The organism is Desulforegulaceae bacterium, from assembly GCA_034006035.1.
In the GTDB taxonomy this organism is placed as follows: Bacteria; Desulfobacterota; Desulfobacteria; order Desulfobacterales; family JACKCP01; genus JACKCP01.
In genome coordinates this window covers 384,917-410,909 of the sequence record JAVETN010000001.1, presented here as the reverse complement: position 1 = coordinate 410,909, position 25,993 = coordinate 384,917, and the positions used below count along the sequence as shown (strand labels likewise).

The window sequence follows — 25,993 nt, the reverse complement described above, 5'->3', positions numbered from 1 at the left end:
GCATGTGTTAGGCATGCCGCCAGCGTTCATTCTGAGCCAGGATCAAACTCTCCGTAAAAAATTTATTTCAAGGACCTGTCTGCTGTTTAGTTTTCAAAGATCGATTTTCATTTAACGAACAGAAAAGATTTACATCTTTTAATTTCTTCTGTCAACTACTTTTTTTCAGTTTGTTAAATTTTTCTTAAAGAACTTGCCCCTCAAAAACTTTTGTTTTACTTCCCTGAGGAACGAGACAGCTTATAGTTCTTTTTACTTTAGATTGTCAAACCCTTTTTTTAATAAAAACCACATTTTTTTCAAAAGAAATCGCAACAATCTAAATTTACTCAGCATTTATATAAAAAATTAAAAAGAGCATTTGTTTCCTTTAGTGCAGATCTGGAAGAGTCGCCCATAAAATCTTTTATTGAATTTAAAAACTCCATCTTCTCTTCTTCAGTTTTATCTGTAAAAACTTTTAAACTTTTTTCAACGCAAGAATTAAATGTATTTGTCATTTCCTTTGTTTCTTTGTTCCTGCTTACAAGATCTTTATAAAGGGAGAGATCAAGACCAAAAAGTCTTCCAACAAGGGCTAGGTTTACTCTGAAAACCGGGGTAGAAAACTTTAAAATAGCTTCAGGAGCTATATTCTGTGCTTTTAAAAACTCTCCTGTTGCAATTGTAAGAAGATGGGTAAGCCCCTGCACTATTGACATATAACGATCATGAATTTCCGGTGTGCTTATAGTTACAACAGCACCGTCTTTTTCAAATATATTTTTAAAAACATCTGTGTATGAATTTCCCCGTCCTTTGCAAATTATTATATTTTGTCCGTTGAGATCTTCTGTATACTGTCCAAACATTGGGTGACATCCAAGAACCTCACAATTTGTGCTTTCAAGCATTTTTTTCACTATGTCTGTTTTGAGAGAGCAAATATCCATAAGAAGCTTATCATCTGCAAGCAAACATCCTATACTTTCCACTACCTCAAGGGCTGCTTCCATAGGAGTGCTCAAAATTACTATATCTGATTCTTCTGCAAGCATTTCATTTGTAAGCTCTGTGTTTATATCTGAAACAATAACTTTAAAGCCTTTTTTTTCAAAATATCTTCTGAGCCAAACACCCATAACCCCAAGACCGCCGATTATTCCAATAGTTTTATTTTTAAAAAAACTTTCATCCTTCATTTTCTATTGCCTTTTTTCTTAACAAATGATCTGCAACAACAATTGAGGCCATGGCTTCAGCAACAACATTTATTCTTGGAATTGCAGAAATATCATGGCGGCCTATGACTCTTATTTTTTTTTCATTTCCGTTTATATCTATTGTATTCTGCTCTATTGAAACTGAAGGTATAGGTTTTACAGCTATCCTTATAACAATATCATCTCCATTTGATATTCCTGCCAGAATTCCACCTGAATTATTGGTCTTAAACCCCTTTGAATCTATTTCGTCATTATTTTCAATACCTGTCATCCGGGAAGCTTTAAATCCAGCACCGATTTCAACACCTTTTACAGCACCTATGCTCATCATAGCTTTGGCAAGATCTGCATCAAGTTTGTCAAAAACAGGTTCACCAAGCCCAAAACCAGGATTTTCAATTACTATTTCCACAATACCGCCAACAGTGTTTCCCTTTGACCTGATAATATCAATTTTTTCTTCTGCTCTTTTAAAAGCATCAAGATCTGCCATAAAAAGAGAATTTTTATTTATGTCTTTAATATTAAAACTTTCAGATTTGATTCCTGCAATCTCTTTTGTATGGGAAAAAACATTAATCCCATGACTTTCCAAAACAAGCAAAGCAACAGCACCTGCTGCAACACGAGCCGCTGTTTCCCTTGCAGAAGCTCTTCCCCCTCCCCTATAATCCCGAATTTTATATTTTTTAAAATAGGTGATATCTCCATGACCCGGCCTGAAAAGGTCTTTTATATCATTATAAGCTGAAGATTTTTGATCTTTATTTTTTATCATGAGCATAATGGGAGTTCCTGTGGTTTTTCCTTCAAAAACCCCGGACATTAGATGAACTATATCCTCTTCTTTCCTACTTGTGCTGGTTTTATTGTCTTGACCAGGTTTTCTTCTGTCCATTATTTTCTGAATTTTTTCCATATCAAAAAAGATATTGGAAGGGCATCCATCAATAATAACTCCAAGACTTTCACCATGGGATTCACCAAAGGTTGTAATTTTAAAAATTTTACCAAAAGAGTTTCCAGGCATTTATATTATCCTTAAATATTTAATTCTTTGATTATTAAGTCTGCAAGTTCATCAATTCCAAGATTATCAGTATCAAAAATAAAAGAAGAGGTCTTTTTGTATAAAGGTTCTCTTTTTTTCAAAACTTCATCTATTTCTTTTTCCATGGTAAATCCTGTAAGAGACGGTCTTAAATCCCTGGTATTTTCATCAGAACAAATTCTTTTTTTTATGGTTGCCGGTTTTGCCTTAAGCCAGATTCCAATACCTTCAGATTTTATTAAATCAATATTTTCAGACTTTTCAACTACTCCGCCCCCTGTTGAAACAACAATATTTTCCTTTTTACAAATTTCTTTTAAATACTTTGATTCAAGATTTCTAAAATATTCCCAATTATTTTCCTCAACAATATTTGCAATTGTTTTGTTTTCATTTTCCTGAAGATAAAAATCACAATCATAAAAATTCAAATTAAGCTTTTTTGCTAAAAGTTTTCCAACAGAGGTTTTTCCTGTGCACCTGTATCCTATTAAAAAAACTTTCATTTTTCCAACACTCCCTCAAACACTTCCCAAAAATTTGGAAATGATTTTTTGACACAGTTTTCTTCTTCAATTTCAAGACCGTTTTTTGAACCTACTCCTGCAACAGCAAAACTCATTGCCATTCTGTGATCATCATAAGTTTTTACACAGCCATACTTATGTTTCCCACCTGAAATAACCATCCCGTCTTCTTTTTCCAAGGCTTTTATTCCAAGATTGTTAAGCTCTTTTACAACACAGCCTATACGATCACATTCTTTTTCCCTTAAATGGGCTACATTTCTTATTCTTGTTTCACCTTTTGCAAATGAAGCAACAACAGCTAGAGTTGGAGCAACATCAGGCATATCTTTCATATCCGCATCAATACCTTTGAGCTCTTTTCCCTCAACAAAAATCCCGTCTTTTTCCTCTTTTACAATACAACCCATTTTTTCAAGAAGTTTTGCAAACACTATATCTCCCTGGGATGAAGAAAAACTTACTCCTTTAACCTTGATTTTTGCTTTTTTTACTGCTGCAAGAGCAAAAAAATAACTGGCATTAGAACAATCCGGCTCTACCTCATAAATACCGGAATTATATTTTTGCTTTCCAGGCACATAAAATTTCATGTAATTTTCATGTTCAGCTTTTATTCCAAAATCTTTCATTATATTAAGAGTCATATCAATATAAGGCTTGGAAACAGGTTCATATAAAAGATTAATTTCAATTCCTTTTAAAGTAAGGGGTGCTGCCATTAAAAGTCCTGAAAGAAACTGACTGCTTATTCTGCAGTCAAGGTCAGTTTTCCCCCCTTTTTCAAGGTTCCCCCCTAAAAAGACAGGCGGACAACCAGTTTTTCCAACAGACTCTGCTTTGACTCCAAGCATTTCCAGTGAATCAAGAAGAGGATTTATTGGCCTTTCCTGCATTCTTTTATTTCCTGTTAAAATCACAGGTTTTTTACTTAAAGCAAAAACTCCTGTTAAAAGCCGCATCGAAGTTCCTGAATTCCCGAGATAAATTTCTTTATTTAATGGTGAAAAACTTCCCTTTTGTCCAAAAACAATCATTTTGTCTTCAGACCTTTCAATTTCTATTCCCATTGATTTCAATGCTTCCATTGTAAAAAGAGTGTCTTCGCTTTGAAGAGGCCTTAAAACCTGACAAACTCCCGTTGAAAGTGCTGAAGCAATAAGGGTTCTATGTGTATAGCTTTTTGAACCAGGAACAAAAACTTCTGCACTTTCTTTTATATTTAAAGGTTTTACAATCTTCATTTCTATCCTTTTCTTAACTTATGAAAGATTTTTTCCTTCATTATTTGAAAGGGAAACTTCTTGCCTGTCCATTTTTCAAACTGAAGCCCGCCCTGATAAACAAACATTCCTACTCCAGAAACAGCTTTAAAGCCTGACATGGCTGCATCTCTTAAAAACTTTGTATTTAAAGGATTGTAAACAATATCAAGGGCAACTCCTTTTCCCTTGAATAAAGACTTATCAACAGGAGATTTATTAATATAAGGATACATTCCAACAGAGGTTGTATTTATTATTATTTCAGGCTCAAGTTTTTCAATACTTTCCAGATCTACAAACTCAGCATTAAAATCTTTAGCAAGCTCTATTCCTTTGGACTTTGTTCTGTTTGTAATAAAAAGATCAGCATTTTCCGAGGCAAGCCCATAACAAACACCCCTTGAAGCACCTCCAGCTCCTATGACAAGTGTTTTTTTACCTTTAATTAGACTATGCTCCCTAAGGGAAAGAATAAAACCTTTCCAGTCAGTATTGTCTCCTTCAAGAACTCCGTTTTTGTTTGTAACAGTATTTACTGCTCCAATTTTTTTTGCACTTTCGCTTTGTTCATCAAGGTATTTAATTATGTTTTCTTTGTGTGGGACAGTAACGCTTACACCTTTAATGCCAAGACCTTTTATCCCTTTTACTGCCGATTCAAGATCAACCACTTCAAAAGCTGAATAAACTGAATTTAAAGATAATTTTTCAAAAGCAAGATTTTGCATAAAAGGGCTTAAACTGTGTTTTACAGGATTTCCAATAACTGCGAAAACCTCTGTATGAGCATCCATTTTTTTATCTCCGATTTTACATAAATTTTTTATAGGAACCTGAATGTTTTAAAAAAAGACAAACTTCTTTCATTTCAGCAATTACTGATTTTACAGAACTGTCTTTAATATGACCGTCAATATCCATTACAAAAAAGTAGTGCCAGTTTTTATGTCGTATGGGCCTTGACTCAAGCTTTACCATGTTTGCTCCTGCTGCTGATACAGGCTGAAGAGCCTTGTACAATGCTCCTGGAACATGGGAAGTTACAAACATTATTGTAGTTTTATCGTTTCCTGTTCTTTCAGGTTCATCTTCTCCAATAATAAGAAACCTTGTTATATTTCTTGTTGAATCTTCAATTCGTGAAGCTGCAATATTTAAATTGTAAAACCTTGAAGCTTCTGAATTTGCAATTGCAGCTGAATTTTTCTCTATTACAGCCTGTCTTGCTGCTGCTGCTGTACTGGACATTTCCTTAAGTTCAGCATCAGGAATATTTTCCTTTATCCATTTTCTACACTGGGCAAAGGCTTGAGGGTGGGAATATACAACCTCAATATCTAAAAGATTTGTAGTTGTTGATAAAAGATCATGGGAAATTGCAATTGCAATTTCTCCGCATATTTTAATCTGAGAATCAAACAAAAGATCAAGGGTATGATTTACAGCACCTTCTATTGAATTTTCAACTGGAACCACTCCAAATTTAAAATATCCTTTTTCAACTCCGCTAAAAATATCAGGAATCGAGTTTTTGGGAACAAATTGCCCTGAATAATCAAAATGTTTTAAAGCTGCTAGGTGAGTGTTTGTTGCTTCAGGTCCAAGATAAGCTACCATATTTGGATTTTGAATATCCCTTGAAGCAGACATTATTACCTGAAAAATATGATAAATCACATCTTCTGAAAGAGGCCCTTTATTATTATTTTTAAGACGCTCTAAAATATTCTTTTCCCTTGAACTATCTAAGACCTTTACTCCTGTTTCCCTTTTTATGTTTCCAATTTTCATTCCAAGCTCAAGTCTTTTGTTTAGAAGCTCTAAAATTGTATCATCAATTTTATCAATTTCTTTTCTATACAGACTTATTTCAGGATTATTAATTTTATTGTCCATTTTTAATTATTTTTCAGTTATAGTTTCGTCAATTTTATGACCGAAATGCCTTCCGCCCTCTTCAATTGCAACTAAAACCTCGTCTCCTTTTTTAAGGGACACTATTGAGACTGGACTTCCATCAGGAGAAGTAAGCCTTATTGTTTCAGCATTTTGTAAAATTATATTTAAGCTTCTTTCTTCAATTTTTGCTTCAACCAGCATAAGAGGTCTTTTTTCCTGCTTTATTCTTCCAACAACTGCTTCTTCTATTGTTCCGTCATACTTTGTTATAATTACGGTATCACCGGATTTTAATTCTGAAAGATAACTTGTTTTACCGCCAGGAACTCTTGTATAGGCATGTACAGGACCAGCATTAATTCTAAAAGGCCTTGGATTTACATATGGATTTTCTACAGTTTCAGCATGAACAAGAAAAAGGGCCGAACTTGTATTTCCAACAAGCATACCTTCACCGGGCAAAAGACTTGTGCATGTATCAACACAAACTCTGTCTCCCATTCCAAGAGAGGTTATTTTTTCAATAACTGCTTTTTCAAGCTGAATTTTTTCATTGGATTTTAAAAGGCTTTCTATTATTTTTTTAAGTTCCAATGGGGAATCTACATCAACCATTATTTGAGAAACACCTTTTTCCAAAATTTCAAAGGCTGTCTTAGCTTCTTCAAAGCTCTTAACTATTGGGGCAATGTCAGCTTTTTTAGCAATCAGATTTTCCAGAGGAATTATGCTCCAGTCTGTGCATTCAAGAATAACCAACTTGCCAAGACTCAGCTTATAAATCTCTTCTTCCTGACTTCCGTCTGTTATTTTATAAGTAACTGCGTCTTTACCTAATTTGATATCCCCTGTTTCTGAAATTGTTTTTACAATTCCAAGTTCCTTAACCTTTTCATCCATACCTTTTTCAACCATAATTCCTTCAACCCCGCATTCCAGGGCCGTAAGAGCCATTTCTTTATCAAAAGGTATATTTTTTACCCAAATCTTTCTTTTCATATTAAACACCTAAATTTTATGAATTAATAATTTTCATTGCCTCTTCAACGCTTGAATTTTCATGAATCAAAGCTGAAAATGCCCTTACTATTTTCTCAGGAGATCTATGCTGAAAAACATTTCTTCCTATGGACACTCCAGAACCACCTGCATCAAGTGAACCCTTAACCATTTCTAAAATATCTTTGTCAGAATCCATTTTTGCCCCCCCTGCAATAACCACAGGAACAAAACATCCTTCAACAACTTCCCTGAAACTTTCAGGACTGCCTGTATATGATACTTTTACAATATCAGCGCCCATTTCCGCCCCAACCCTTGCAGCGTGCTTTACAACTTCAGGATCGTATTCATCCTTAATTCTTTCTCCCCTTGGATACATCATGGCAAGAACAGGAATTCCCCAGCTCCTTGCCTCATAGGTTATTTTCCCAAAATCTTTTAACATATTCTTTTCTTCACCATTTCCAAGGTTTACATGAACTGAAACAGCATCGGCACCAAGTCTTATGGCTTCTTCAACAGAACATACTATTGTTTTTGCATTTGGATATACAGACATTGCAGTTGAAGCTGAAAGATGAACTATCAAGCCAATATCAGGCCCTTTTCCTCTAAGACCGTCTTCAACAGCACCTTTATGCTCAATAACAGCATTTGCTCCGCCTTTTGCAATCTTGTTCACAGCATCCTTCATGTTTTTAATACCTTCAATTGGCCCTACAGTAATCCCGTGATCCATGGGAACTATTATCGTCCTCCTGGTGTTTCTATTAATAATTCTTTCTAGCCTTATCTGCTTCCCTATCATTTTACTTTCCCTCACTCTAATAATAAAGTTTATACAAAAAAAAAGACCGGGGAGTTTGCTCTCCACGGTCTTTTTGTATATTATTAGTCTCCGTAGACAGCATTTTACCGGCTGTCCACGATGCTTTGATTCAAACTAGATAAAAGCACCTCCAGACAGACGCCTGCTAAAATAGAAGAACCAATAATAATAAATTTTGCAGATTTTGTTTACTGTCTGAAGTTTCATTGTCTGAATTTTTCCTTTTAATTTAAATCAATCTATTAACTAAAGACTGTTAATACATTTGTCAACATTTATTTTTTTATTTAAAACTTAGAAATAAATTTTTACAAAAATACTGCTTTTATAAGGCTCATAGGGATAATAAGCTTGACAGGACAGCGTCTTACAAGTAATTTTATAATGTTTTTATGATGGTTGTTTTTAATTTATAAAACAATATTCCAAAATAAATTTTATCTAAAAAGCTTTATTATTTTTAGTTTTTGAGAACTTAAAATATTTCTCAATCCCCAAAAGAATAAAACATATTATTAATAAACCAAGAAGGAGGAAGACATGAACAAAGGTGATTTAGTTGCTGAAGTTGCAAAGGTGCTCAGCAGCAAAAAAGATGCACAGGCTGCTGTTGATCAGGTTTTTTCAGCAATCACCGAGGCCCTGGCAAGACAAGAGAATGTAACTCTTGTTGGATTTGGAACATTCAAATCTTCTGACAGAAAAGCAAGAAAAGGAAGAAATCCCCAGACAGGTGAAGAAATTGATATCCCTGCACGCAAAGTTCCTAAATTTGTTCCTGGAAAAAACCTTAAAGATGCAATAAATTAACCATGAAAGTCCCGGTCATTGCATAACCGATTTAGGCCGGGACAAGATAAGAACAAATTAATCTTGCCAATCACCCTCCACTCAAAATATTCCATTGAATCAAACTTTTTTTTGACTTATAATCCATTGCAAAAAAACAAAACTTTTTTATACAAAAACAAAGGTTTTCTCCATAGTGCTTAAACAAGAACTGACAATAACAAACGAACTGGGGTTGCACGCAAGACCGGCTGCCTTGATTGCAAAAACTGTAAAAAAAGCTAGATTTGATATCTGGATTGAAAAAGACAGCATCAAGGTTGATGCTGGAAGTATGATAGATATTTTATCAATTGCCTGCCAAAAAGGTTCGCTAATCACATTGATTGCAGATTCCAGCGAAGACAAGAAAACTTTTGAAGAAATAAAAAATATTATTCTAAACGGTTTTGGAGAATAAATTTTGAATGACCAAATGCTTGAACAAAGAATACAAGGCATAGCCGGTGCTCCCGGTATATGTATAGGAAAAGCCTATCTTGTTGATTCGGGAAACGTTGATATAGTAAAAAAATACAGTCTTCCAAAAAGTGAAATTAAACCAGAAATCGCAAGATTTAAAACAGCAGTAAACAATGCAAAAAACGAACTAAAGGAAGTAATTAGAAATACTCCTCAAGCTCTTGGAGAGCATGTTCAAATTCTTGAAACACATCTTTTGCTTTTCAAGGACAAAATGCTTTATGAAAAAACAATTAAAACAATTGAACAAAAAGCTTTTAACGCTGAATGGGCTTTAAAAACAATAGTTGATGAAACAAAACGAATTTTTAAAAATATTGAAGATGAATATTTAAAAAGCCGGGGGGCAGATATTGTCCATGTTGCAGACAGAATAATGCTTAACCTCACAGGTGCTGTTGAAGTTAATATAGCAGGTATAAAAAAAAGAGTTATTCTGGTTGCCAAAGATCTTTCTCCCGCACAGACAAGCCAAATACAATTGGACAAAATTATGGGGTTTATCACTGATACAGGCGGAACAGCCTCTCACACAAGCATTATAGCCAGAACTTTAGAGCTTCCCTGTGTGCTGGGCCTGGAGAATGTAACCTCCCAAATAAAAAATGATGACATAATAATAGTAGACGGCCTTGAAGGCGTTGTAATAATAAACCCCGATGATGAAACTCTTATTGAATTTGAAGACAAGAAAAAAGACTACGAGCTAAGACATGCGGAAGTAACCAGAGCAAGTCATCTTCCGGCAAAAACAAAAGACGGTGTTACTATAAATGTAATGGGAAACATTGAGTTTGGTGAAGAAGTTGTTTCTGTTAAAGATCATGGCGGAGACGGGATTGGCCTTTTTCGAACTGAATTTCTCTACATGAATAGAGACAGCTACCCGGATGAAGATGAACAGTTTGAGAAATATAAAGAAGTTGCCGAACTCATGTCTCCGGGCGAAGTTACAATAAGAACCCTTGACGTCAACGGTGACAAAGCTCTTAGATACAGCAGGGGACAGCTTCCTGAAACAAATCCAGCCTTAGGTTTGAGAGCAATAAGGTTTTGTCTTAAAAAAAAGGATATATTCAGAGCTCAGCTTAAAGCTATTTTAAGAGCTTCATACTTTGGAAAAATTCAGATTCTTTTCCCCATGATTTCTTCTCTTGGGGAAGTCCTTGAAGCAAAAAAAATACTTTCCCAATGCAAAAAGGAACTCGATGATAACAAAATCAACTGGGACAAAAATATAAAAACAGGAATAATGATAGAAGTTCCTTCTGCAGCAATAATTGCTGATACTCTTGCAAAAGAAGTTGATTTTTTCAGTCTTGGAACAAACGATCTTGTTCAATACACCCTTGCAATCGACAGGGGTAATGAAGAGGTTGCCCACCTGTACAACGAACTTGATCCCTCTGTTTTAAGGCTCATAAAAAACACAGTTAAAGTAGCTAAAGAAAACAATCTCGGACTTTCTATTTGTGGAGAAATGGCTGGAAATCCCTTGAACATCCCATTACTTCTTGGGCTTGGGATAAAAAACTTCAGTATGTATCCCAATGGAATTCCCCAAATTAAACAAATAATCAGAGAAATGGAAGTCAAGGAAACAATTGCTTTTACAAAAGAATTGTTCAAACAGAACAACCCTGAAGATTCCAAAAATCTCATCAAAGATAAATACGGGGATAAACTGAAATTATAAAGGAAGTATAAATTGAGAAACAATTCACATACTAAACAAATAGCATATAACAAAAAAGCAAGACATAATCTTGACATAGAAGAAGAATATGAAGCTGGGATTGTTCTTAAAGGCACAGAAGTCAAATCAGTCAGGGAAGGTAAAATAAGCCTTAAAGAAGCTTTTGCAAAAATAAAAAACAATGAAGTTTTTGTTTACAATCTCCATATTGCGCCTTATACCCATGCTTATTTTGATAACCACGACCCCATGAGGCCAAGAAAACTTCTTTTAAACAAAAGAGAAATCAAAAAACTTATAGGAAAAACAAATGAAAAAGGATTCACTCTTGTTCCTTTAAAAGCCTATTTGAAAAACGGAAAAGTAAAAATCGGACTTGCCCTTGGTAAAGGGAAAAAACTATATGATAAAAGAAGAGACCTCAAAGAAAAAGAGATTAAAAGAGAGATGGAAAGGAGCATGAAAAAATTCAATCAGTAAAAAAATACAACAATGAAAAACCAAAACTACCGTTTCTGAAACTTCAGAGCTTGATCTTCAAGCAGTAAAAAAACAAAAGTTTATTTCAAAGTAAGGTAGCAGAACCAAATATCAGTCAAAGATAATCAATGGTTTTAAGAATCTTTATTTAAATACAAATAGAATCTTATTTCAATTCATTTGGTTCTATTCAAATCCTTATTCCAAATAAAAACCCATTCCCCTTCAACATTCTTGAGTTTCAAAGAGTTTTAAAAAAATCAGCCTTAACTGTAGAATTTTAAAAAACTGGATTATTGACTAAAGAATTTGAGACCAAATTGTTAACATATAAAGAAATTGACTTTTCAAATACAAATTTCTAGAGTCTTCAAAAGATTATGAAATTTAGAATATGTTAATACTTACAAGTTAAATTCAAATACAACTAATGGACAAGAATTTAAAATGGCATCATCATGATAGACAACCTTGAAAATAAAAAGAAGTTTAAAAAACTTTTAAGCCTTGGAACTGCTCTGAACAAAATCCACGATCCTGATGTATTGATGGAAAAAATACTAAAGGAAGCCAGGGATTTCTGCAATGCTGATGCCGGCTCAATTTATATTGCAGAAAAACAAAATCTTATAATCTCATATTCTCAAAATGATACCTTGAAAGAAAATAAAGTTGTTTATAAAAAACAAAGTGTACCCATAAACAATTTAAGCATTGCAGGCTTTTGTGCCAAAAAAGGTGAAGTTGTCGTTTTAAATGATGTATCAAACATAAACTCAAGCTATCCTTTAAAATTCAATCCCGCTTTTGACAAAATGGCTGGATATAAAACCAGGTCCATCCTAGCCATTCCAATGAAAGGTGACTTAAGTAAAGTTATAGGTGTTCTTCAAATAATAAATCCCATAAAAAAAGATAGAACTCCGGGGCAATTTACAAAAGAAGATATTGAAATTTTACTTCATTTTGCAGGAATAGCAGCTGTTTCTCTTCAAAAAGCCCAGCTAACTAAATCAATAATTTTAAAAATGATACAAATGACAGAACTTCATGATCCTAGAGAAACAGGAGCCCATGTTAAGAGGGTTTCAGCTTACTCTACAGAGCTTTACATTGCCTGGGCAGTTAAAAACAAAATTCCCAATGAAGTAATTAACAAAGAAAAAGATATTCTTAAACTGGCTTCCATGGTTCATGATATAGGAAAAGTTGCTATTTCCGATCTTATACTTAAAAAACCTGGAAAACTTAATGATGAAGAATTTGAAATAATGAAACAGCACACTGTTTTAGGTGCAAAAATTTTTGAAGAAGAAATCTCAGAATTTGATAAAGCAGCAAAAGAAGTAATTTTAAATCACCATGAACGCTGGGATGGCAAAGGCTATCCAGGTGTCAAAAAATTTAATGGAGACTCAAACATTGAAACCAGGGGCAAAAAAGGAAAAGGAATTCCATTGTTTGGTAGAATAGTGTCCATAGCAGATGTGTTTGATGCTCTTTCTTCAAAAAGATGCTATAAAGATCCATGGACCGATGAAGAAGTGGTTGAATTTTTAAAAGAAAATTCAGGTAGAATGTTTGATCCAGAGCTCATTGAAATTTTCCTTGAAAATATTGACACAATGAACTCCATCAGCCAAAAATTCAGTTAACCAAAAACCATCAGCTTCTTTCCTTGTCTCCATCCACATCTGATTTCCCTGGTACAGGATTTATTTTGACAGGTTTTTTCAACCATTTATTTTTACCATACTTCAAATATCCCATTACATTGTTGAATCTTAAATCGTTTGAAGAATCAAAAGGCAGAATTTCCATATTAACAAGGGGTATTATATGTTCATAAAGAGCCTTGGAACCACCCCCTGTAAGGACAAGATAATCCATATCCCATTCATCGGCAAAAAGCCTATCCATTGAACTTACAATTTCCCTTGCAGCATACTCAAACACCCTGTCCCTTAAATTTGCTATATTATAGTCTTTGCCTTTTATCTTAATATGGCCAGAATCGACTGAATCAAACAACCTGTATAACTCCAATTGAACTCCGCTTTCCTTTTTAAGTTTTTCTGCTATGGCAAGAAAACTTCTTGAAATCCCAAGATCAGTTGTAGAAGAACTTCTTTCTATGTATTTCATCCTGTCAAAAACAGTAAAATCTGTTGTCTTAAAACCTATATCAACAACTCCAATTTTTTGATGAGCAAGATCTCGATTAACAATCTGTCCGCTTTCATCCATAAGAATATTAAAAACAGATCCAAGCGGCTGGGGCATAAGCTGTACTGAATTAATATTAAGACGCTTCCTTGTCACCGTACCGTCAGGCAGATGATATTCCACCATATGTTCGCCCTGAAGTGTTTTTGCAAAGGCTTCATTATCATGACCAAGATAAGCAACAGGAAGCCCTGAAACAACATTCATGGTAATTCCGTCTTCAGCGTAAATACCTGCTGCTGTAATTGCAAGAATTCTTACAAAATCTGAAACAAGCCTATTCTGATCCAGGGTAAACTCCCTTACAGCAGACTGTTTTGATGCATAATTACCTATAAAATATGATTTTTTGTCTATTGTTACATGAAGATTATCAGTGAATTTATTATTTCCGAAATTTGTTTTAAACTGAATATCAACCGGCTCTCCTATTACAGACTGAAATATATTACTCTGCCTCCCGTTGGATACTTTTGTAAAGCCAAAGCCCACATCAATTCCTAGCACTTCCATTATGACCTCCCCAAAGATTTAATCATCTCTTTTACGTAAAGAATCCTTCCTTTGACTTCGAATTTTATATTATAATTTTCAAATTCCATGCCATAAACCTTATCTTGATGATCTTCGGAGCAATAACCAGGCCTAAGGTCGTAACTTAAAACCTCTTTGAGCTGCTGTCGGAGTTTATTCTTATTTTTTAAAACCTGTTTTACTTCACTGGAAAACTCAACATCAAATGATTTTTCAGGCTTTGAATCAAAAACTTTAGATTTTGAATTGTTTATTAAATCAGCAAATTTCACATAGGGTTTAATATCTACAACAGGAGTCTTGTCTGCAAAATCACCGCCCCTAACAGTCAGGATGGTATTTTTACCATATTCAATATCTAAAAGTTCTACTGCAGACATTCCTATAAAATTAGGCCTGAAAGGAGATCTTGTTGAAAAAACTCCAGCCTTTTTATTACCACCCAGCCTTGGAGGCCTCACAAGCTTATTAAAACCCGAAACAATATTGTGATGAAAAATAAAAAGTATCCAGATATGGGAAAAATCCTCCAATCCCCTAAAAAAATCAATGTGGGAAAATTCTTCAAACAGTCGGATTTTTGACTCTACTGACAAAACAATGCCAGGTTGGCGAGGCAGACCGAATTTGGTCTTAAACGGAGAGCTTACCTCACCAATGGGATTGATGGAAAACAAGTCCATAAATATCACCTTTATATTTTGGTGCATTCATCATAAAGAGAGATAAATTCTGAACTGAGCTTATGCTTAGGGTCGAAAAAAACCATTGGTTTTGAAGCATAATGCGATTCTTTTATTTTGACAGAAGAGGAAATAAGAGTTTCAAAAACAGGAAGTCCCTGCTCTTTTAATTCATTTAAAATTGCAGCGGGAAAGTTTGCATTTCTCTGAAACTGATTTGCCACTATCCCACTGATCTCAAGCTTTGGATTGTGATCGGCCTTAATTTCAGAAGCCAGCCTAAAAACAGTTTCAACTGCCTTTTTAGAAAAAGAATCGCAGTCAAAGGGAACAATGCATTGATCTGCTGCTATCAATGCAGATCTTGTATAAAAATTAACCGCAGGAGGAGTATCAATCCAGATTTCATCGTAAACTTCCCTCAAACTATCCAAAGCTTCTCTGAGCTTGAACATTTTATACCTTGACTCAAGTTTGCCCATAATAGAATCCATTTCATCATCAGCAGCCATTAAATAAAGATTATCAAAATCTGTTTTTATTATATATCGCAAGGGATCGGGCTTTGTGAAAAACGAATACAAGATATCATTATAATATCCAGAAACACTGACCCCTTCAGGAGAGTTTTTTCCAAGAAGATAAAAACTTGAATTGCACTGAGAATCAAGATCTATTACAAGGGCTTTTTTCCCGGAAATAGCAGCAACAGAGGCAAGGTTACAAGTTATGGTCGATTTACCTACTCCGCCCTTTTGATTGAAAACAACTCTTACCATAGTAAATCTCCTTTCTGCCTTACTTGAGCACTCTGGCTTAACCCCAATGCCCGGTTTCAACTCCCCAGCAGACTGCCTGTATCAAATTGTGCTGAAGTTTTATTCTCATCCAGCTTGGGAGATGTAACATTAAAAACTTATAAACCTCTTAGTTTTTTAATTTCTTCGTATGCACTCTTTATTTCAATAAACTTTTCATGGGCAAATCTTTTAAATTCTTCACCAAGATGCTCAACTTTGTCAGGATGATATTTTGAAACCAGCTCTTTGTATGCTTTTTTAATTTCTTCATTGGAAGAACTTTCTGTCATCCCAAGAATTTCATAGCAATTTTTTATTCCTTTTTTCCCAAAAGCTCCGGGCCCAGACTGTTCTTTATTGTAGTAACTGCTACGAAAACCATTAAGTTTTTTCTTTTTATTAATAATATAAATAATCCAGACAATAACAGCAAGATCATCAAGATAGCCGATATAGGGAATAAAATCCCTTATAAGATCAAAAGGGAATAAAAAATAAACAAGTCCGAAAATTATCAGAAATATTTTCAAAAAAACTCCGCTGCCTAATAAATAAGGGGAAATTCTCCCCTTCAAAATCAATGTTTAAAACTTCTTTGACCTGTAAAAACCATTGAGGCATTAAACTCATTGCATGCTTCAATGGACTGATAATCATTCATTGAACCTCCGGGCTGAACAACTGCTGAAACTCCTTCTTTAAGACCTACGTCAATACCGTCCCTAAAAGGGAAAAAAGCATCACTTATCATACAAGACCCTTTAAGTCCGCCGCTTTCATTTTTTACCCTTTCATCTATCTCATTTTTCCTGTCTTCATTGTCTAAAAGAATATAAGGGGTTTTAAATTGTTCAAAAGCATACCTGTCAGCAAGCTTTTTATATGCCTTGTCCCTTGCAATTTCAGCTACACCGACTCTGTCCTGCTCTCCTGTTCCTATACCTATAGTAACCTCATCTTTTACATAAATCACAGAGTTTGATGTTACCCCGCTTTCAACCAGCCATCCAAAAAGCATGTCCTTTAACTCTCTTTGGTCTGGTTCTCTGTTTACCTTATATGTATTGCCTTTGTAATCGCACTCCGCTTTTTTAAAATCACTTGAAGAAAGAATTTCAGGAACAAAAGACCATTGAGCAATAATTCCACCATCAATAAGGCTCTTAAAATCAATTGTTCTAAGGCCGACAAATGTCTGAAGCTTTTCAATGTTTCTTATTTGCATTACTCTTAAATTTTTCTTTTTGGCAAAAACATCCATTACTCCTTCTTCAAACTCAGGGGCAACAACAACTTCAGCGTACTGGGAGGCTATGGCTTGAGCAGTAGCAAGATCAACAGCTCTATTAAGAGCTATACATCCTCCAAAAGCTGCAATTCTGTCTGCGAAATATGACTTTGTATAAGCAGATTCCAGAGTGTCAGACTTTGCAACACCGCAAGGGTTGTTATGTTTTACAATTACAGATGAAGGTGAATCTGTGAAGTACCTTAAAATGTTAAGAGCATTGTCTGCGTCGGTTACATTTGTTTTTCCAGGATGTTTTCCAGACTGAAGAAGTTCAATATCAGAAGCAAGATATTTCCCGGGCTGAATTATTTGAGTGTCACCAAGCACAAGATTTCCATTTGAAAGTCTGTAAAGAGCTGCTTCCTGTCCTGGGTTTTCTCCATATCTAAGCCCCTTAGCTTCGCCCTTGATATCCCAGGCAACCTTTTCATAAAAAAGGGTCTGCCTGCCTTTATCATCAGAAAAACTTACTTCCATAGAGGAAGGAAAGCTGTCACCATCCATTCTTTTATACATTTCTTTTAAATCTTTTACCATTTCCTAATTCTCCTTCTTATAGCTTATAGCAGGGTTCAATTTTTTTAGAATATGATGTTTTTTCAAGATAAGAAGCAATAGCATTATCATAGTCCGCAGTATGCCTGAAAGCCTTTTTGGCAAATTCAAATCTTGATTCAAGATCAAGACATCCGCCCTGCTCCTTCATTTTATCAATTATTTTTCCATAATCTTTTGGGAAAACAACAGAGGCAACCCTTAAATAGTTTTTTGCAGAAGCTCGTATCATACAAGGCCCGCCAATATCAATATTTGCCCTTGCTTTTTCAGGAGTTGAATCATTTTTAGAAATTGTTTCCTCAAAAGGATATAAATTTACCACAACCATATCTATTGGAAGAGCCAATGTTCTTTCAAGGTCTTTTTTATGATAATCATTGTATGTTTCAGTTAAAATTCCCAGATAGATTTTAAAATCAAGAGTTTTTACAAGCCCGCCCTGGGTTTCAGGTTGCCCTGTATAATCTGAAACCTGAAAAAGAACATTTATTGCTTTTTCACCCAAAATTTCACTTATCCTGGAATAGGTTCCTCCGGTTGAAAGAATTTTTATATCAGGATTAATTTTGACAAGTTCTAAAATAAATTGTTCCAACCCTGATTTGTCAGAGACTGAAATAAGAACAGTGCTGATTTTTACAAAGTCGTCAACCCGAGTTACTAGGTTTTTCCCCATTTTTAGTATATCCTTCTTAGATTTACAAATTCACATAAATATTTTCATAAAACAAAATTCTCTTTGAGAGCAAATTTGTTTTTTCATTAAAAAATAAGAGCACAAAAATTCTACCCTAAGACAAGTTGAAAATTAGTTTGTTTAATGCCTTTCCACAGATCTAAACCCTCAAGGTCACTCAATAAGAGCCTTTCAGGCTTTGGATATAAATACATCTAAAAAATCTGCCTTTTTTACAGTTGTTTATAATACTCTAAATCATGGTTAAATCAATTTGTTTGTATAAAATCCTTATCTTAAAAACTTTTTATCTTCCTTTGTATTTTTTTAAAATACCCCAAGTACTAAAGTAGATGAATAAAATCTACAAGATCAATAAAACATAAAACTCTTTAAATTTTCACCCCACTTTGCCCCACACGTATAAAAAAATAAAAATATCCAAAATAACAAGGGGTTTTTACATTTGTTCTTGAATTTTATTTGTATTATATGTAGATTTACTATCCGAAAGGAAAATTTAGGTAAAAAAAGGAATTTATATGTTCCGGGGGAGTTCATCACACAAGCTTGATCAAAAAGGCAGGTTAAGTGTTCCTTCAAGATTCAAAAAAGATATTGAGTCAGAGGAAACACCTGTACTTTACCTTACGCGAATGGACAACTGCATAAGAGCTTACCCCGAGTCAAAATGGATTGAAATTGAAAACAATTTTAAAAATCAAAAAATTAAAACCGAAAAAATGCGTCGCTTTTTCAGAACATTTATAGGTGGAGTTGCAGAATGCGAACTGGACAAACAGTCCAGAATTATAATCCCCCAGTCTTTAAGAGATTATGCTGGCCTTGAAAAAGATGTGGTTCTTGTTGGGGTTTTAGAACATTTTGAAATATGGTCTAAAGAAAACTGGCAATTAGAAAATGATAAACTGGCAGAAGATCTTTTACTTGAAGACTTTCAAGAAGAGATTGCCGAGCTTGGGCTTTAATTATGAAATATTCTCACAGCTCGGTGATGCCTGAGGAAGTAATTGAATATCTCAATATAAATCCCAGGGGAGTTTATATTGACTGCACCCTTGGAGGAGCAGGTCATTCAAGACTGATTCTTGAAAAGAGCTCACCTGAAGGCAGACTTCTTGCTATGGATAGAGATGAGCTGGCAATAGAAAATGTTAAAACAGTTCTTTTTGAATTTAAAAACAGGTACACTGTTTCAAGGGCCAATTTTTCATCGATAAAGCAAGTGATGATAGAAAAAAAAATAAATAAAGCTGATGGAATCCTTGCGGATATAGGGGTATCCTCCCACCATCTTGATGAAGCCAAAAGAGGTTTCAGCTTTACCAAAGAAGGCCCTCTTGACATGAGAATGGATCAAAACTCAGACCAAACAGCTTATGATATTATAAACAACTATTCAACAGAACAATTGTTTTTAGTTTTCAAAAAATACGGGGAAGAAAAATTTGCTTCAAGAATAGCAAACAGGATTGAAATCAAAAGGAAAATTAAGCCAATAAAAACAACAACAGAACTGGCTGAAATCATAAAGAACTCAATCCCGAATAAATTTTCGAGAAAATCCAAAATTCATCCGGCAACAAAGTGTTTTATGGCAATCCGGATTGAAGTAAACAATGAACTTTATCATCTGGAAAAATTTCTTGAAGAAGCACCTTATCTCCTAAAACCCAAAGGGAGACTTTGTATTCTTACATTCCACTCCCTTGAAGATAGAATAGTGAAAAATAAGTTTAAAGAACTTGAAAAAGCCTGCATTTGCCCACCTGATCTTCCAATGTGCGTTTGCGGCAAGAAAAAAGAGTTTAAAATTATTACAAGAAAACCTCTTATACCCACTGATATTGAAATCAGTACAAACCCAAGGGCAAGAAGTACAAAAATGAGGGTTCTTGAAAAATTATGAAAGAAACAAAACCATTGTACATTATTTTGCTTTTCATGGTTTTGATGTTCAACCTTTTTTTTCATGTATGGTCAACTGGAAGATTTAAAACACTTTCCTTTGAAATAACAAAAATTAGTGAAAAAAAAACCGGACTTATTGAACATAAAAGGATTTTAAAAACAGAACTTGCCAGACTTAAGTCTCCAGAAAGGATTGAAAAGCTGGCTGAAATACTTCAATTTAACCCAGCTCTAAGATCACAGATAGAACTTATAAAATGAGAATTAAAGAAAAAAAAGCAGCAACCAACTCAGTATTAAGGATAAAAATAATAAAATACATTGCTTATCTTTGCCTTTTTCTTATTATTGGAAGAGCTTTTGTTATCCAGAATTTTTCATGTCCTGCACTTAAAAAAATCACACTAAACACTTATTCAAAAAAAATAGAAGTCAATGAAAAAAGAGGAACAATATTTGATAGGAACAAAGAGGTCCTTGCAATTTCACTTGATGCCTGGGATCTTGCACTTCGCCCTGAATTCAAACAAAACTTCAGCGATTATCAAACCATTTCAGAAATTACCGGACTTAAAAAATCAGAAGTAAAGACAAAATTTGATTCAAGTTCAAGCTTTGTTTATCTAAAAAGAAAAGCATCAAAAAATGAAGTTGAAAAAATTCATGCCCTTGAAAAAAAACTTAATCTTGACCATAGACTTTTTGAAGTAATAAAAACAAGCAAAAGAGTTTATCCAAATAAAAACCTTGGAGCACCTATAATAGGATTTACAAATCTCAATCAGCAAAGAACAGGAGCAGAATACACCTATAATCATCTACTTGAGGGTTCAACAACTCAAATTCCAATCATTTCAGCAGGTAAGGGAAATTGGTATAAAAACCCCGACTTCAACCATAAAACAAACCCCGGTAATGATATTTACCTGACAATTGACAAAAACATTCAGTATATAGCCGAGCAGGCCCTTGAAAGAATTGTAACAAAATTTAAAGCAAAAGATGGAAAAGCAGTGGTAATAAATCCAAACACAGGTGAAGTCCTTGCCATGGCTCAATACCCGTTTTTCAACCCTAATGTTTACTGGAAGTCAGATCCCCAATCCTGGAACAATAGAAACACTCTTGATGCATTTGAACCAGGTTCCATTTTAAAAATTTTTCTTGCGGCAGGTGCAATTGACAAAGAATTTTGTAGCAAAAACTCCATTTTTTACTGCCAGGACGGAAAATATAAAATAGGTTCAGTTACAATTCACGATACCAAACCTCACAAATGGCTTCAGGTTTCCGAGATAATAAAATTTTCAAGTAATATTGGGGCTGTAAAAATAGGAGAACTTGTAGGAAGAGAATCCCTGTACCAAATTTTAAAAGACTTTGGGTTTGCCAAAAAAACAGGGCTTGATGTCCCCATTGAAACTTCAGGAGTTCTCCGTGAACCCAATTTATGGACAAAAGTTGACACCAGCAATATTTCCTTTGGGCATGGAATGTCTGCTTCTTCAGTTCAGCTTGCAACTGCTGTTTCAACAATAGCAAACAAAGGATATTTGCTAAAACCTTATCTTTTGAAAAAAATAACAAACCCCTTGGGAGAAGAAATATTCTCAAACACCAAAAAAATAAAAAAAAGAGTGATTTCAGAAAAAACAGCAATTGCAATCACTAAAATGATGGAAAAAACAATTACTGAAGGAACAGGTTCAAATGCTGCCCCTAAAGGATATTCAGCAGCAGGAAAAACAGGAACATCACAAAAACTTGAACCAAACGGGAAATATTCAAGGGAAAAATACATTTCAACTTTTCTTGGATTTGCCCCTGCAGATAAAGCTGAAATTGCAGTAATGGTAGCAATAAATGAACCAATTGAAGGATACTATGGAGGAATTGTAGCAGCTCCTGTTTTTAAGGAAATTGCAACAAAAACTCTTTCCTATATGAATGTTCTTCCAGAGGGAATAACAATTGCCTTAAGCCGAGGAACAAATGAAGTCAGATAAACTTATTAACTCAAATCCTCCTTTTAAGATTAAAGAAGCACCCGTGGTTTTCCCAAAGATCAGCGGAATAGCCTTTGATTCAAGAGCTGTTTTAAAAGGAGACCTTTTTATCGCAGTTAAAGGTTTTTCTTTTGATGGTCATAAGTATATTGCAGAAGCTGAAAAAAAAGGAGCTGCCCTTATAGTCTGCCAATCAAAACAAAGCGGGATTAAAGTTCCTCAATTAGTGGTCTCAGATTCAAGAAGAGCACTTTCATTTTTCTCTGCACTTTATTACGGATTCCCCTCAATTGGAATAAATATAATTGGAGTGACAGGAACTAACGGAAAAACAACAACCTGTGCCCTTATTGAAGATATTTTAAAAAAGTCAGGTAAAAAAACAGGGATTATTGGGACAATAAAGCTGAGCTACCCTTTAAAAGACGGCAGAATTTATGAAAAAGAAAGTTTAAATACCACTCCTGAATCAGCTGAGCTTCAAAAAACAATTTATGAAATGAAAAAAAATAATGTCACAGATATTGTCATGGAAGTATCTTCCCATTCAATAGCACTTGGAAGAATTGACGACGTTTTATTTAATACAATTGTTTACACAAATCTTACCCAGGATCACCTTGATTTTCATAAGTCCATGGAAGAATACGCCAGTGTAAAATCTGATTTTATAATAAAAAATGCTTTAGAATCAAAAAAAGAACCCCCTTTTACTGCTGTTAATATTGATGATCAAACAGGTAAATTAATAGCAGAAGAACTCAAAACCAAAAATTTTACCAAACTATTGGAATATTCCACGGAAAAAAAAGCTTTTCTTCAGGCATCAGATTTAAAAACAAACTTGAAAGGAAGCCGGGGAAAAATTAAATTTAAAGGAAAAACATACAATTTTTCTTCTCATCTTTTTGGAAAGCATAATGTAGAAAACATTCTTGCTGCTGTTTCAGCCTGCATTACTTCAGGAATAAGTATAGAAAATTGTATAAATCTTCTTGAAACCTCAAAGCCGGTAAGAGGAAGGCTTGAGCAGGTAGAAAACACAAAACGCCCATATGTTTTTATTGATTATGCCCATACTCCCGACGCTCTTGAAAATGTTTTAAACTCTCTTCGCCCCCTTTGCAAAAAAAGGCTGATTTCAGTTTTTGGCTGCGGAGGGGACAGGGATATAAAAAAGCGCCCATTAATGGCAGAAATTTCAGCAAGAATGGCTGAAATTACCATAATAACTTCTGATAATCCAAGAACAGAAAACCAAGACAAAATAATTTCAGATATTAAAGCTGGATTAACAAATATTATTCCTGAAAAAGATTTTTTAAATATAACAAAAAACGACAAAAATATTTATTTTATTGAAAAAAACAGACAAAGAGCTATAGAAAAAGCCCTTTTAATTTCTGATGAAAAAGACTGTATTTTAATTGCTGGAAAAGGTCATGAAACCTATCAGATCATAGGCAGAAAAAAATTTAAATTTGATGACAGAGAAGTTGTACTAAAAAAGGTGGAAGAAATTTATGGGAACTAAAGATTTTATAATAAAAAATCTGGACACTCTTGCTCTTGCCTGTGAAGGTAAAATTATCAAAAGAGGAAGCCTGTCTTTTTCGGGAAAGCTTTTAACAGATTCAAGAAGACTCTCTGACAACTCTTTTTTTATTGCAATAAAAGGAGATAAGTTCAATGGCCATGATTTTGTTTTAAAAGCTGTTAACCAAAACATCTCCGGTGTAATAATAGAAAATTCAGAAATTAAGCTTGCGGAAAATATAAATCAAGCTTCAGTTATTTCAGTTGAAAATTCAATTAAAGCCCTTGGAAAAGTCGCAAATTTCAAAAGAAAAAAATCTGGGATTAAAGTTTTTGGAATAACAGGCTCTGTTGGAAAAACATCCACCAGGGAAATTCTAAAATCAATACTTAGTCAAAAATTTCAGGTTCACGGCCCTGCCAAAAACTTTAACAATCACATTGGAGTTCCCCTCACAATTCTTGAGATAAATAAAAACCACGAGTTTGCAGTAATTGAAATGGGAATGAGTTCCAAAGGAGAAATAGAATATCTTTCAAAAATTGCCGAGCCAAACTTTGCAATAATAACAAAACTTGCTCCTGCCCATATTGAATTTTTTGAAAATTTTGAAGAAATTGCCAGGGAAAAAGCAACTATAACAAAAGGAATGAAAAAAAACTCATTCATAATTATAAACGAAGATGATGAAATCCTTGAAAAACATATAAAAAATATGAAGATTTTAAAATTTGGATTCAATGAAAAATCCAATCTTTTTATTTCAGATTTTGAAATTGGGAATTCCTCTTCCAAAGCATTGTTTAATCTTAATTTTTCAGGTAAAAAAGAAAGTTTTCAAGTAAATTTAAATATACCTGGAAAAACTATGTTAAAAAATGCAGCTGGAGCAGCCCTGGCTGGATTTATTTCAGGAATGAACTCAAAGGAAATTGCAAAGGGAATTGCAATGTATTCAGGAACTAAGGGACGTTTTTTTAAAATCCATGACCCAGGAAAAAACATTTTTATTATTGATGACACTTACAATGCCAATCCAGAATCTTTAAAAGCATCTGCAAAAGATTTTACTCTAATAAAAAATGGCAGCAGAGGATTTGCAGTTATTGGTGATATGCTTGAGCTTGGAAAACAATCTAAAGATTACCATTTTAAAGCTGGAGAAACTCTTGGAGAACTTGAGCTTGACGGAATTTTTGTATACGGAGACTTTGCCGACAGCCTGATTGCCGGTGCCAAAAACAAAACCAGTAAAAAAACAATCCTTTACAAAGGAAATCATAAGCAAATATCAGATGAACTTTTAAAAACTATTAAGCCAGGAGATTTTATTCTGGTTAAAGGCTCAAGGGGTTCTAAAATGGAAACTATAATTGAAAATCTGACAAATAAAACGGAGTAAATTATGCTTTATCATCTACTGTATCCTTTGCATACAGATCTTAGCTTTTTCAATGTTTTCAAATATATAACATTTAGAACCATTTATTCTGGCTTAACTTCATTTGTGCTTTGCCTTATGTTAGGAACTACTTTTATCGGTTATATGAGAAAACTCCAGATAGGCCAATATATAAGAGATTGCGGTCCTTCAAGTCATTACGACAAAAAAGGAACCCCCACCATGGGTGGTTTTTTAATAATAGGCACTACTGTTTTTTCCATTCTTTTATGGGCCAGACTAGACACTTTTTATGTTTGGATAACAATAATTGTTACCATAGGATTTACTGCCATAGGATTTACAGACGACTATGTTAAACAGATGAAAAAAGAAGGGGAAGGATTAAGTGCAAGAAATAAATTCCTTATACAAATTTGCATATCACTTATTGCCGGAATACTTATTTATCTGACTCCTGGGTTTAATACAGAACTTCACTTCCCTTTTTTCAAAGATCATACAATTGACCTTGGAATAGGATATATTTTTTTTACTGCCTTAGTTATTACAGGAGCATCAAACGCAGTTAATCTCACAGACGGGCTTGACGGACTTGCAATAGGGCCTGTTACAATTGCAGCCGCAACTTTTCTTCTTTTTTCTTATGTTGCAGGACATGCTAAACTTGCAGATTATCTCCAGATAACTTTTGTTCCCGGATGTGCTGAACTTACAGTTATTTGTGGAGCAATAGCAGGTGCAGGTCTTGGTTTCTTATGGTTTAACACAAACCCTGCCCAGATTTTTATGGGTGACACAGGCTCCCTTCCACTTGGGGCACTCTTAGGCACAATAGCTGTTCTTACAAAACAGGAAATCCTTCTTGTAATTGTCGGAGGTGTTTTTGTAATGGAAGCACTTTCTGTAATTATTCAGGTAAGCTATTTTAAATTTACAAAAGGCAAAAGATTTTTCAGAATGGCTCCCCTTCATCATCATTTTGAAATGCTTGGATGGAGAGAGCCTAAAATTATTGTAAGGTTTTGGATAATTGCAATAATATTTTCATTAATCGCAATTTCAACCCTAAAGATAAGATAA

The 25,993-nt window shown here is 34.2% G+C and carries 26 protein-coding genes; 12 read left to right on the top strand and 14 right to left on the bottom strand.

Annotation, left to right across the window (positions count from 1 at the left end):
* Positions 1-329 precede the first annotated feature (329 nt).
* Genes RBR53_01935 through RBR53_01900 form a run of 8 tightly spaced genes read right to left on the bottom strand, consistent with a single transcriptional unit; the run spans position 330 to position 7,757 of the window.
* The gene (locus tag RBR53_01935) at positions 330-1,181 is read right to left on the bottom strand and encodes a prephenate dehydrogenase/arogenate dehydrogenase family protein (GenBank protein MDY0131404.1); all 852 of its coding nucleotides are present in this window, start codon (positions 1,179-1,181) and stop codon (positions 330-332) included.
* A complete protein-coding gene (gene aroC, locus RBR53_01930) occupies positions 1,171-2,235 on the bottom strand; it encodes a chorismate synthase (protein ID MDY0131403.1) in 1,065 nt (354 codons plus the stop codon). The genes RBR53_01935 and aroC overlap by 11 nt, the downstream gene beginning before the upstream one ends.
* An 11-nt stretch (positions 2,236-2,246) precedes the next feature.
* Complete coding sequence (locus RBR53_01925) at positions 2,247-2,762, bottom strand: shikimate kinase (protein ID MDY0131402.1); 516 nt, start codon at positions 2,760-2,762, stop codon at positions 2,247-2,249.
* The gene (aroA, locus tag RBR53_01920; GenBank protein ID MDY0131401.1) at positions 2,759-4,027 is read right to left on the bottom strand and encodes a 3-phosphoshikimate 1-carboxyvinyltransferase; all 1,269 of its coding nucleotides are present in this window, start codon (positions 4,025-4,027) and stop codon (positions 2,759-2,761) included. Before aroA ends, RBR53_01925 begins: the two co-directional genes overlap by 4 nt.
* A 2-nt stretch (positions 4,028-4,029) precedes the next feature.
* Entirely contained in the window at positions 4,030-4,842 is an 813-nt protein-coding gene (gene aroE, locus RBR53_01915) for a shikimate dehydrogenase (GenBank protein MDY0131400.1), read from the bottom strand.
* A 16-nt stretch (positions 4,843-4,858) separates the two neighbouring features.
* The gene (pheA, locus tag RBR53_01910) at positions 4,859-5,944 is read right to left on the bottom strand and encodes a prephenate dehydratase (protein MDY0131399.1); all 1,086 of its coding nucleotides are present in this window, start codon (positions 5,942-5,944) and stop codon (positions 4,859-4,861) included.
* A gap of 6 nt (positions 5,945-5,950) precedes the next feature.
* Complete coding sequence (locus RBR53_01905; GenBank protein ID MDY0131398.1) at positions 5,951-6,946, bottom strand: 3-dehydroquinate synthase II; 996 nt, start codon at positions 6,944-6,946, stop codon at positions 5,951-5,953.
* A gap of 16 nt (positions 6,947-6,962) precedes the next feature.
* Positions 6,963-7,757, bottom strand: a complete 795-nt coding sequence (locus RBR53_01900) for a 2-amino-3,7-dideoxy-D-threo-hept-6-ulosonate synthase (GenBank protein ID MDY0131397.1) — start codon at positions 7,755-7,757, stop codon at positions 6,963-6,965.
* Between the two features lie 561 nt (positions 7,758-8,318).
* Here RBR53_01900 and RBR53_01895 point away from each other — a divergent pair.
* From RBR53_01895 to RBR53_01875, 5 genes are all read left to right on the top strand, one after another.
* Complete coding sequence (locus RBR53_01895; protein ID MDY0131396.1) at positions 8,319-8,588, top strand: HU family DNA-binding protein; 270 nt, start codon at positions 8,319-8,321, stop codon at positions 8,586-8,588.
* 175 nt (positions 8,589-8,763) lie between these two features.
* Positions 8,764-9,027, top strand: coding sequence for an HPr family phosphocarrier protein (locus tag RBR53_01890; GenBank protein ID MDY0131395.1), 264 nt, complete (start codon positions 8,764-8,766; stop codon positions 9,025-9,027).
* Between the two features lie 3 nt (positions 9,028-9,030).
* Positions 9,031-10,785, top strand: a complete 1,755-nt coding sequence (gene ptsP / locus RBR53_01885; GenBank protein ID MDY0131394.1) for a phosphoenolpyruvate--protein phosphotransferase — start codon at positions 9,031-9,033, stop codon at positions 10,783-10,785.
* Between the two features lie 12 nt (positions 10,786-10,797).
* On the top strand, positions 10,798-11,265 hold the full coding sequence (gene smpB, locus RBR53_01880) for an SsrA-binding protein SmpB (protein ID MDY0131393.1): 468 nt from the start codon (positions 10,798-10,800) through the stop codon (positions 11,263-11,265).
* Between the two features lie 458 nt (positions 11,266-11,723).
* Positions 11,724-12,920, top strand: a complete 1,197-nt coding sequence (locus tag RBR53_01875; GenBank protein MDY0131392.1) for an HD domain-containing protein — start codon at positions 11,724-11,726, stop codon at positions 12,918-12,920.
* A 10-nt stretch (positions 12,921-12,930) separates the two neighbouring features.
* On the opposite strand, the gene RBR53_01870 is transcribed toward RBR53_01875, so the two are convergent.
* From RBR53_01870 to RBR53_01845, 6 genes are all read right to left on the bottom strand, one after another.
* Positions 12,931-14,004 (bottom strand): ParM/StbA family protein, encoded by a 1,074-nt coding sequence (locus RBR53_01870; protein MDY0131391.1) that lies wholly within the window; start codon positions 14,002-14,004, stop codon positions 12,931-12,933.
* Entirely contained in the window at positions 14,004-14,708 is a 705-nt protein-coding gene (gene tsaA / locus RBR53_01865) for a tRNA (N6-threonylcarbamoyladenosine(37)-N6)-methyltransferase TrmO (protein ID MDY0131390.1), read from the bottom strand. The genes RBR53_01870 and tsaA overlap by 1 nt, the downstream gene beginning before the upstream one ends.
* A gap of 11 nt (positions 14,709-14,719) precedes the next feature.
* Positions 14,720-15,487, bottom strand: coding sequence for a ParA family protein (locus RBR53_01860; GenBank protein MDY0131389.1), 768 nt, complete (start codon positions 15,485-15,487; stop codon positions 14,720-14,722).
* Positions 15,488-15,624: 137 nt separating this feature from the next.
* Positions 15,625-16,038, bottom strand: coding sequence for a DnaJ domain-containing protein (locus RBR53_01855; GenBank protein MDY0131388.1), 414 nt, complete (start codon positions 16,036-16,038; stop codon positions 15,625-15,627).
* 47 nt (positions 16,039-16,085) lie between these two features.
* Positions 16,086-17,336, bottom strand: a complete 1,251-nt coding sequence (locus tag RBR53_01850; GenBank protein ID MDY0131387.1) for an IMP cyclohydrolase — start codon at positions 17,334-17,336, stop codon at positions 16,086-16,088.
* 16 nt (positions 17,337-17,352) lie between these two features.
* Positions 17,353-18,033, bottom strand: a complete 681-nt coding sequence (locus RBR53_01845) for a hypothetical protein (protein ID MDY0131386.1) — start codon at positions 18,031-18,033, stop codon at positions 17,353-17,355.
* Positions 18,034-18,575: 542 nt separating this feature from the next.
* Here RBR53_01845 and mraZ point away from each other — a divergent pair.
* The 7 genes from mraZ to mraY are packed head-to-tail and all read left to right on the top strand — an operon-like array spanning position 18,576 to position 25,993.
* Positions 18,576-19,022 (top strand): division/cell wall cluster transcriptional repressor MraZ, encoded by a 447-nt coding sequence (mraZ, locus tag RBR53_01840; protein MDY0131385.1) that lies wholly within the window; start codon positions 18,576-18,578, stop codon positions 19,020-19,022.
* A 2-nt stretch (positions 19,023-19,024) separates the two neighbouring features.
* The gene (gene rsmH / locus RBR53_01835) at positions 19,025-19,963 is read left to right on the top strand and encodes a 16S rRNA (cytosine(1402)-N(4))-methyltransferase RsmH (GenBank protein MDY0131384.1); all 939 of its coding nucleotides are present in this window, start codon (positions 19,025-19,027) and stop codon (positions 19,961-19,963) included.
* Positions 19,960-20,226 carry a hypothetical protein gene (locus RBR53_01830; protein MDY0131383.1) on the top strand — a complete coding sequence of 89 codons (267 nt, stop codon included), beginning with the start codon at positions 19,960-19,962 and terminating at the stop codon, positions 20,224-20,226. The genes rsmH and RBR53_01830 overlap by 4 nt, the downstream gene beginning before the upstream one ends.
* Positions 20,223-21,971, top strand: a complete 1,749-nt coding sequence (locus tag RBR53_01825; protein ID MDY0131382.1) for a penicillin-binding protein 2 — start codon at positions 20,223-20,225, stop codon at positions 21,969-21,971. Before RBR53_01830 ends, RBR53_01825 begins: the two co-directional genes overlap by 4 nt.
* Complete coding sequence (locus RBR53_01820; GenBank protein MDY0131381.1) at positions 21,958-23,505, top strand: UDP-N-acetylmuramoyl-L-alanyl-D-glutamate--2,6-diaminopimelate ligase; 1,548 nt, start codon at positions 21,958-21,960, stop codon at positions 23,503-23,505. The genes RBR53_01825 and RBR53_01820 overlap by 14 nt, the downstream gene beginning before the upstream one ends.
* Positions 23,495-24,910: a UDP-N-acetylmuramoyl-tripeptide--D-alanyl-D-alanine ligase gene (gene murF, locus RBR53_01815; GenBank protein ID MDY0131380.1), complete on the top strand. Its 1,416-nt coding sequence runs from the start codon at positions 23,495-23,497 to the stop codon at positions 24,908-24,910. The genes RBR53_01820 and murF overlap by 11 nt, the downstream gene beginning before the upstream one ends.
* A 3-nt stretch (positions 24,911-24,913) precedes the next feature.
* Entirely contained in the window at positions 24,914-25,993 is a 1,080-nt protein-coding gene (gene mraY, locus RBR53_01810; protein MDY0131379.1) for a phospho-N-acetylmuramoyl-pentapeptide-transferase, read from the top strand.